Origin of the sequence: Rhizobium sp. PEPV16 (assembly GCF_008919455.1) — a bacterium.
Classification (GTDB): domain Bacteria; phylum Pseudomonadota; class Alphaproteobacteria; order Rhizobiales; family Rhizobiaceae; genus Rhizobium; species Rhizobium leguminosarum_Q.
Genome location: NZ_VSZV01000219.1, coordinates 1 through 8,876, shown reverse-complemented (window position 1 = coordinate 8,876; position 8,876 = coordinate 1). Strand labels below are relative to the sequence as shown.

The 8,876-nt window shown below is 59.3% G+C and carries 7 protein-coding genes; 3 read left to right on the top strand and 4 right to left on the bottom strand.

Translation table 11 applies throughout. The features are described from left to right. Nucleotides 1–3,553, bottom strand: a 3,553-nt coding sequence (locus FY112_RS07030; protein WP_246700626.1) for a FecR domain-containing protein, incomplete at its 3' end; no start/stop codon positions are given. A 128-nt stretch (nt 3,554–3,681) separates the two neighbouring features. Between FY112_RS07030 and FY112_RS07025 the strand changes: the two genes are divergently transcribed. Further along, nucleotides 3,682–4,221 carry a Pycsar system effector family protein gene (locus tag FY112_RS07025; protein WP_017961144.1) on the top strand — a complete coding sequence of 180 codons (540 nt, stop codon included), beginning with the start codon at nt 3,682–3,684 and terminating at the stop codon, nt 4,219–4,221. An 81-nt stretch (nt 4,222–4,302) separates the two neighbouring features. On the opposite strand, the gene FY112_RS07020 is transcribed toward FY112_RS07025, so the two are convergent. Together FY112_RS07020 and FY112_RS07015 are read right to left on the bottom strand one after the other, a co-directional pair. Further along, on the bottom strand, nt 4,303–4,791 hold the full coding sequence (locus FY112_RS07020; protein ID WP_131628424.1) for a RidA family protein: 489 nt from the start codon (nt 4,789–4,791) through the stop codon (nt 4,303–4,305). After that, on the bottom strand, nt 4,785–5,510 hold the full coding sequence (locus tag FY112_RS07015) for an SDR family oxidoreductase (RefSeq protein ID WP_077979236.1): 726 nt from the start codon (nt 5,508–5,510) through the stop codon (nt 4,785–4,787). Before FY112_RS07015 ends, FY112_RS07020 begins: the two co-directional genes overlap by 7 nt. A gap of 195 nt (nt 5,511–5,705) precedes the next feature. Here FY112_RS07015 and FY112_RS07010 point away from each other — a divergent pair, with 195 nt between their 5' ends. Then, the gene (locus tag FY112_RS07010; protein WP_131620320.1) at nt 5,706–6,608 is read left to right on the top strand and encodes a LysR family transcriptional regulator; all 903 of its coding nucleotides are present in this window, start codon (nt 5,706–5,708) and stop codon (nt 6,606–6,608) included. A gap of 113 nt (nt 6,609–6,721) precedes the next feature. Then, the gene (locus FY112_RS07005) at nt 6,722–7,498 is read left to right on the top strand and encodes a DUF1194 domain-containing protein (RefSeq protein ID WP_151518054.1); all 777 of its coding nucleotides are present in this window, start codon (nt 6,722–6,724) and stop codon (nt 7,496–7,498) included. A gap of 123 nt (nt 7,499–7,621) precedes the next feature. On the opposite strand, the gene ampC is transcribed toward FY112_RS07005, so the two are convergent. After that, nucleotides 7,622–8,779: a class C beta-lactamase gene (gene ampC / locus FY112_RS07000; protein ID WP_151518053.1), complete on the bottom strand. Its 1,158-nt coding sequence runs from the start codon at nt 8,777–8,779 to the stop codon at nt 7,622–7,624. Nucleotides 8,780–8,876: the final 97 nt, after the last annotated feature.

The following is an 8,876-nucleotide window of genomic DNA, read 5'->3' as shown; positions in this document are numbered from 1 at the left end:
CGGGCTTGGTGCCAAACCGATCGCCATCGCGCTCGCCGATATAGTTGGCGGCGACCGTCGCCTTGACCTTGGCTTCGTTGACCCAAGTCAGCGCAATCTGTCCGGAATTCTTCGGTATGAAGGGAAGAGGGCCGCCATAGATCGGCTCGAGCGGATCCCTGTTTTCCGAATCCATATAGGCATAGGTAGCCGAAAGGCCGAAACCATGGCCGAGCACGACGTTTGCGGTGACGGCAGCGCGATCGATGCTGCCGCGCGAGATCGGCAGGCTGGTATCCGACGGAAGCGAGATCATCGGAAAATCGATCGAGAAATCATGCAGCTCCTGGTGTTGATACTCGACCGAGGTGAAGAATCGATCAGTCCATTCGGCATCCCACTGCAGGGCGACCGTATCCGTGTAGCCCTGCGGATTGGCGGAAAACTGGTTAGCCTGAAGCCCGAGGACGCCGATGGGGGCAAGGGTCGGAATACCAATATCAAAGCTCTGACGCATGAAGGCAGCACGCAGCCAGTGGTTTTGAATCGGCGCCCAGGCGAGGCCGAAGCGCGGCTCCAGCCGGGTGATGTCAATGCCGTCGCCCTCCAGGCGGGTTGCGAACAAGGCGTATTCGCCCTTGAGATCCGGCGTGATCTCATGCAGCACATCGACATAGGCGCGGCCGATATCGATAGTGTTCTCTGTGCGATCGGTAGGAGCTGTCAAGCCTAGGAGCGTCGCATCGACGGTGCTGCTGGCATCCAACCAGCCGCCTTCGAGGCCGTAGCGAAATGTCAAAGGCCCGGCACCTATGGAATGGCTCAAAGCGCCGATATAGGTTTGGGATTCGGTCTTCTGAGTGACGTTGGTAAAGGGAATGATGAAGGGAACCCCTCTGCCGATAAACACGGGGTCCAGGTCGACATCAAGCACGCTGTTCGTATTCGATTTGCTTCCCGAATAAAGCAGTGCTCCATTCAACACGTTTTCATACGCAAAAGTGTGGCTCCAGCCGATGCCGGCATATGTGCTTTCTCGTACAGTCTCCTCTGTCGTGTAGAGAGGCAGCGGGATAGGGACACGGAACAGGAGTTCCATGAACCCGGTGTTTGACGATAACGCGTTTAGAGTTCCGTCATTCTTGCCGTGGTTGACGAAGGCTACCACGCGATCATCAGGCGTGACCGTTGCCGTCAGATAACCGTTGGCGCTCAGCAGCTTGTTATCCGTCTGGACACCGCCGAAATCCTGGTAGTCGCGGTCGAGTGCCAGCTCTTCCCAGGTCAAGTTGCCATAGAAGCTGATCGGGATCGTCGCGTTCGAATAACCTTGGATATCGGCCTCGCCGATGCGTCTCGTATGGCCGTCGACGCTGTTGATGCCGCCGCCGAGCGAGCCTTCGATGAAGGGCACGTCAAACAGGGTTACCGAGCGTGAGCGGCCGGAAAGCATGTGCGGCGAAAACAACAGGCCCTGGATGAAGGATGAGTAGCTCGACGCGTTGCCGCGGTTTTGGATGATATTGTCGTCGCTGAAGCTGGTCGCGTTGACGAAAGGAAAGATGCTGCCCTTGATCGACTGATCGATATAACCCGTGCCGTTGAAAGGATCGAAGACGGCATCGCCGTAATAGCGGCCCCAGGCATCCAATCCTTGCAGGCGGAAGGCGTCATTCAGTGTCGAACCGGCGCTCGCATTGGCGCCGAGGCCGCTGTAATCGCCGCCGCGGGCGCGCGAGCGGCGCAGGAATTCCTGCGCGTTGCGGATCGCGCCATCTGCATCGTAATCGTCGATATCGATCGCGGTGCGGAAGGACGAGATAACAGGATCGTCATCGTCGAGGCGGTTGGCGTTGTCGAGCGCCTGCTCGGAGGGAAGCCGGTCGCCCTTTTCGTAATGGGCGGCGGCGAGCATGAACTGGGATTGCGAATGCGCGGGATTGGCGGTGCTGGCGGCAAGCAGATCTTGCAGCGCCTTGTCGCGCTCGCCGGACTGCAGGTAGTAGCGTCCGCGGGCAAGCAGGGCATGATCGAAGGACGGATCAAGCGCGATCGCGGTGTCGATTTCGCGTTTGGCTTCCTTCATGCGCGCCTGATCGAGATAGAGGATCGCGAGGTTTGCGTGCAGCAGCGGGTCCTGCGGATCGAGCTCGATCGCCTTCTTGAAGGCCTTTTCCGCTTCGCCATTGGCATCGCGCGAGCTCTGCAGCAGGCCGAGAGAATTCAGCGTGCCTGATGCGCCGGGGGCAAGAGCGATGGCGCGGTTCAGGTCCGCGAGCGCGCCGTTGATATCGCTTTCATAGCTTGCCTTGTAGCCTGCACGGGCGGAGAGCGCCATCGGATGATCTGGGTCGAGCGACAGCGAGCGCTCTATCGCTTCCTTCATCTGCTCACGGTCGTCGGTGAGCTCCGCCAACTGGGCGCGAACCGCCGGCAGGGTCGGATCATCGGGATAGCGCTGCTCCGCTTTCTTTATGATCTCGAGCGCTGCGCGCGGGTTTTTTAGGAAGCCTGTCGTATAGGCCTCCATGATTGCGCCATAGGGGCCGGTGGTGTTGGCCGGCGGCTGTTCGGCATGGGCGGGGTCGGCCAGCGAACGGGCGAAATAGCCGCCATATTGGGCCATGTTGCGGCGTGTCGGGTCGAGATGCGGCAGGGCCTTCTGGAAGAGCCTGGCGGCATCGCCATAACGCTTTTCCGAGCCGGCGATGGTGGCGTCGATCAGGTCGACGCGCGCCTGCTGGGCTGTCGTCAGTTTGCGGCCACGGATATTCTGCAGCGTTGCGGCTGCAGCCTGGCGTCCGTCGAAGGCGCTCTGCACTTCGGCAAGTTCCAGCCAATCTTCGGTGGTGCGGCGCTCCGGCGGCAGCCCTAACAGGCGGCGGCGTTCGGTCGCCATGCGGTCGGCCCGCAGCGGCGAAGTCGGCATCAGGTCGAAGCCGTCGCGCAAGTCCAGATAGAAGAGCATCTGTTCGCGGTCGTCAGGATTGACGCTGATGATCTTGCTCGGCGCCTGGCCGATGGTCGCGACCGCCCCTTCGCCCTCGTTCACCTCGACGCTGCCCTGCGGGTTGCTGAGCGCTACGCGGCCTTCGAGCACGATCATCGAGGTTTTGGCGCCCTCGACGGTCATGGTCCAGTCGGTGCCGCGGATGGCGGCGGCGGCGGCCGGTGTTTCCACCGTCAGGCCCTGGCCGCCACGCTCGGCGCGTGCCCAGATGGTGCCGGATTGGAGATTGAGCACGGTATCGCCGCCGGCCGCCATCTTCTTCACCTGCAGCGAGGAATTGCGGCCGAGGCGGACCTGAGTGTGGTCGGAAAAGACGATGGCGAGTTGGCCGTTGGCATTGGTGCGCAGCACGTCGCCGGTCAGGAGATCCTGATTGATGTCGACGACACGCCAGTTCGACACGTCGATGAAGCGGACTTCCTCGCCGATCTTGCGTGCGATGACAGAGCCGGCGACCGGCGTAGCGCGCGGCACGGGATCGGCCATTGCCGGCAGCCCAAAACCGGGCACGGCAAACACCACCGCCATCCCGACGCGACAGATGTTACTGGAATAACCCCGCATGTCCTCGACCCCATACCCCGCTTCCCCTTTGTCCGTGTAGAGTGGAAAAGTCAAGCATGTTGCACACGTGTTCTTGCTTTCGTCGTCAAGTGTAATATCAGAGAAACACTTGATGGCGGAGTATTCACGTGAGCGAATTTGAAAGTGCACCTGAGGTTATGCTGAGCAAGCCGTCGAGCGGGGACGTCAGCACCGAGTATTTCGATCATATCAAGAAAATCAACGACATATTTTATGATCAGATCAAAATATCCGACCAAAAGGCTGCCTATATTTTTACTTTCATGCTCGCCTTTCTGGTGAGCTCCAGCGAGGTGAGGGCCGTGTTCAGCCTGGGGCGTTACACCGGCGGCACGCCGGGCAGCATGCTCTTTTCCGGCCTGCTTGCGGCAGCCTCGGTCTTCTCGATCCTCTCGGCAATTCTTGTTGTGCTGCCGCGGCGTCTCGGCACCTCCACCTCGCTATTCTGGGGCGCCTGGCCTGATCATCGCGATATGTTCTTCGAGGCCGCGCTACGCCGTGACGAGCGCTACCTCTTCGACCAGTATCTCGAAAACGCCAACATTCTATCGGCCATCGCCCGCAACAAATACCGCTGCGTCACCTTCGCGTTTCGTGGGCTGATGGTAAGCGTGATCGCCTATGTGCTGCTGTTGATTGCTGTGTGAGGGAGTAGGCGGCGAAGCCCAGCGAATGCGCTGAGCGCAGGCGGCCAAGAATGCAGGGCGCGCCGAGGCGCGCCCGCCCGTTCAATCTTCGATTTCGAGAACGAGCTCGAGCTCGATCGGCACGCCTAACGGCAGGCTGGACACGCCGAGGACGATTCGGCCGGAGAGTTTGTCTTCGCCGAAGACCTGGAGCAGCATTTCGGATGCCCCATCGGCGACCTTTGGGTGGTCGCGAAAATCGCCTTCGGTGGCAATGTAGACGCCGAGCTTGACGACCTTCGCCACCCTATCCAGCGAACCGAGATATTCCTTGGCGGCCGCAAGGGCGCTAAGGGTCGCTGTCTCGGCGGCCTTCCTGCCGTCTTCGGCCGTCAGCGCGCCGCCGACGCGGCCGATATAGCGGGGCTTGAGGTCGACGACCGGCAGCATGCCGCTGAAGAAGACCAGCTTGCCGGTTCTGACCGCCTCGACATAGGCGCCCAAGGGCGTCGGCGGTGGGGGAAGGGCGATGCCGAGATCCTGCAGCCGCCGTTCCGCGCCGGCTGCCTGCGCTTTTGCATGGTCTACCATTTGCCCAGATGTGCGCCGCCGTCGACGTGCAGCACCTCCCCGGTGACACGCGGAGCTTCGGTGAGGAAGACGACCGCATCGGCGATCTCCTCGACATTGGAAATGCCTGCCATCGGCGACAGAGTGCTCAAGAAGTCCTTCGGGTTGTCTTTGTGCAACGGCGTGTCCACCACGCCGGGAGCGACGATATTGAAGCGAATTCGCTCGTTCGCATATTCCATCGCCAGGTTCTTGGAGATGGCGTTGATGCCGCCCTTTGTCATCATCGAGACTGAGGCGGAGAAGCCGGCGATCGGATGATCGGTCAATGGGGTGGTGATGCTGACGACGCTGCCGCCCGTTTTCTGCGCGAGCATCTGCCTGACGACCTGTTGGGTCAGGTGGATGAAGCCTTCGAGATTGGTCGAGGACAATTTCTCGAAGTCGGCCATCGTGAACTCAACGAATGGCTTGGCTAGAAAAATGCCGGCATTGTTGACGAGTGCGTCGATCGAGCCGAAGCGATCGATCGCAGTCCTTGCCACCAGCGCTGCGGTTTCGGCATCGCCGATGTCGCCATCGACGAGCGCCAGCCTGTCCGAGGCTTGGAAAGCCTCCGAAGCACTGACCTGGCGCGAGGTAGCGACGACATTGTAGTCGCGCTGGATGAAGGCGTTGACGAGGCCGGCTCCGATACCCTGGGAGGCGCCCGTGACGATGACTGTTTTTCTCGTAGTCATGCTGATCTCCATAATCTGGTTCGGGCAACGCGGGCCTTGCGGTTGCAAAGGCGGGGGTCGCTCGAGATGGGGCTGCTGCGAATGCGCCTCCATCGGGTTGTGGTTGTTTTCGCAAGGTGAATATGGCGAAAACTCCATTACTCGATTAGATGGAAATATATGGATTCTCTTTTGCATCCATGCAAAAATTAGCGCATGGCCGATCTGAACGACATCGCCGTTTTCGTGAAGGTGGCGCAATACGGCAGCTTCAGCCGTGCTGCCCATTCCCTCGGCATGCCGGTATCGACCGTCAGCCGGAAGGTGACGTCGCTGGAGGAGCAGCTCGGCGTGACGCTCATACAGCGGACGACCCGCAAACTGAGCCTGACCGCGCAAGGCCGCGCCTATTACGACAGGTGCAGCGAACCGCTCGCCCATCTCGTCGACGCCGAGCAGGCGCTCACCGAGACACAGAGAAAACCGGAAGGTCTGCTGAAGATCTCCGTGCCCGTCATCTTCGGGCAGGAGGTCTTCTACGAATTCATCTCATCCTTCCTGAAGACCTATCCCAATATCCAGGTCGATCTCTTCGTCACCAACCTGTTCCTCGATCTGATCGCGGAGAACATCGATCTCGCCATCCGCTTCGGCGATCTTAAGGATTCCTCCATCGTGGCGCAGCGGCTCGGGAAGAGCGTGCGCTATCTGGTCGCCGCACCGGATTATCTGAAGGCCAGGGTGCTTCCCTTGAAGCCCGAAGACCTGAAGGACCATCAGTGCGTGCTCTTGAACGGCCGCAACGGCGAGGCAGAATGGCATCTCGTGAGCCGTCGCAAATCGGTTCGCCTGCATGTGTCGGGGCCGGTATCGAGCCGGGATTTCGATGCGGTGAGCGCCTTTACCTATCGCGGACACGGCATCGGCCTGCTGCCTTCGACTTATTGCGACGAACAGATCAGAAGAGGCGAACTTGTCCGCCTGCTGCCGGACTGGTCGTCCGAGGAAATTTTCGTGCACGCCGTCTATCCCACGCGCCGCTTCCTGCCCTCCCGATTGCAGGTCTTTCTCGAGGCGCTGAAAGCATGGAAGACCCCCTTGTGGCTTCCCTTACATTGAAGGCTTCCGATTCCATCACCGAAAATTGAAGCCGTGCGCGTGGGCGAGCGTCCTCCCTCGGCCAAGCTGTGTTAGAGTTCGCCGGCTTGCATGGCGCAGGGATTGGATTGCCAATGCTGACGACACTTGCGGTGCTCATGAGTCTTTCCGGCATCGTCCCCATCGCGCAAGCGGGGGGAAGCGAGGTCGATGTGACCCTCGTACTTGCCGTCGACACCTCGCGGTCGATGGATTTCGAGGAGATCGGCATCCAGCGCGAGGGCTATGTCGAAGCGCTCAAGCACAAGGAATTCATCGACGCGGTCAAGGGCGGGCTGACCGGCCGCATCGCCATCAGCTATTTCGAATGGGCAGGCTATGTCGTCCAGGATTCCGTCATCGACTGGCAGGTGATCGAGACGGAGGAGGATGCGATTGCTTTTGCCGACAAGCTCGAAGCCCGGCCGATTGCCACGCAGCGGCGCACATCGATCTCCACTGCGATCGCCCAGGGCGCCAGCATGATCGTTTCCAGTCCCTTTCAGTCCAGGCGGCAGGTGATCGATGTCTCCGGCGATGGGCCGAACAATTCCGGCGATCTCGTCACCCCCGCCCGCGACAAGGCGGTGGAAGCCGGCATGATCATCAATGGCCTCGCCATCATGCTGCGGCCCTCCGATGCACCCAACGGGCTCGATAAATATTATGCAGATTGCGTGATCGGCGGTCCCGGCGCCTTCGTGCTGCCTGTCCGCAAAATCGAGGATTTCGCCGTTGCCGTGCGCCGCAAGCTGGTGCTGGAGATCAGCGGCAATTCCCCGGCGGCGACGGTGCAGAAAACAGCCGGCGCCGAGGCGGGTGCCGACTGCCTGATCGGTGAGAAGCAGTGGCGGGACATCTTCGACCGTTGATGCCAGAACAGGATGATTTTAGGCCGGGTCGGCCTAAAATCTCAATCCTGTTCTGAATTACATAGTTAGAGCATGATGTCGTCCGAAAACCGCGCACACTTTTCGGCATCATGCTCTACCGGATCAGCGCGCCGAAATTATATCAGTCAGTATCTGATAAGCGGCGGAGATGCGATCCTCGTTGGGATAGTTTTTGTTGGCCAGAATGACGATACCAACGCGCTCTTTCGGGACGAACGCGACATATGCACCGAAACCATTCGTTGAGCCGGTTTTGTTGATCCAGACATCGTCGCGCGGTTTCGTTGCAGGCATCAGTTTCTTGACCGGAATGGTCTTGAGCATCGCGCTGGAATTGTTGTCCATCAACGTCGTCAATGTCGCGGGATAGGAATACTGTTCCCAAATAAGGTCCTGGGTCATCGCGCCGACATCGAAGTATCCCCTGTGCGTATTGGTGATCGCCTGCTGGAGCTTATCGTCCAGTTCGACCAGTCCCATGTTCGCGTCGATGAAGCGGATCATGTCGCCTGCTGTGGATTTCACCCCATAGGCCTCGGACGAAAGAGTGGCGGGTGTCATCCGAGCCGGCTCACCGCTTCGCTTGTAGCCTTGGGTATAGTCGGCCATTCGAGATTTCGGCACATTGATATACGTGCTCGTCAACCCGAGAGAAGGAAACAATTGGTCTTCCATAACAGCTGCGAAATCTTTTCCCATGCTTTTCGCCGTGATATATCCGAGCACGCCGATGCTTGGATTGGCGTATGTTCGGTGCGTTCCGGCGGCATAAGATGGTTTCCAGGTTGCGAGATACTCCATCAGCTGCTTTTCGGTTTTGACTTCATCGGGAACTTGCAGCGGAAATCCACCCGCCGTATGGGTGCCCAAATCCATCAGGACGACATCGCCGAAGGGCCTTCCCTTCATCGACGGAAGATATTTGCTTGCCTTGTCCGATAGTGAAAGTCGGCCGGTCACGTCTGCGTAGGAGGTGAGGGTGACTGTAAAGGTTTTGCTGATCGATCCCAGTTCGAACATGGTCGCCGGGGTGACGGGCCTGTTAGTGTCCTTCGACTCGACGCCGTAGTTGAAGATGTGGTTCTGTCCGTCAGCGGTGATGGCAACGGCCATGCCCGGAATGCCGTATTTATCCATGATTGGCTTTATCGCGGCGTCCGAGATGGCTTTCAGTTTCAGCTCGTCAGCCGCAAAGCCACTTGTGGAAATGCATGTCGAGACCAATGCGGCCGATAGTATTCCTATCCAATCACGCGTCATTTCTTCATCCTCTAAAAGCAGCTTCATCAGCGCAAAGGCGCATGAGGACGGCATTTAATGGCACTGTTTTGCGGCAGCAAACGATGATATCTCGGAG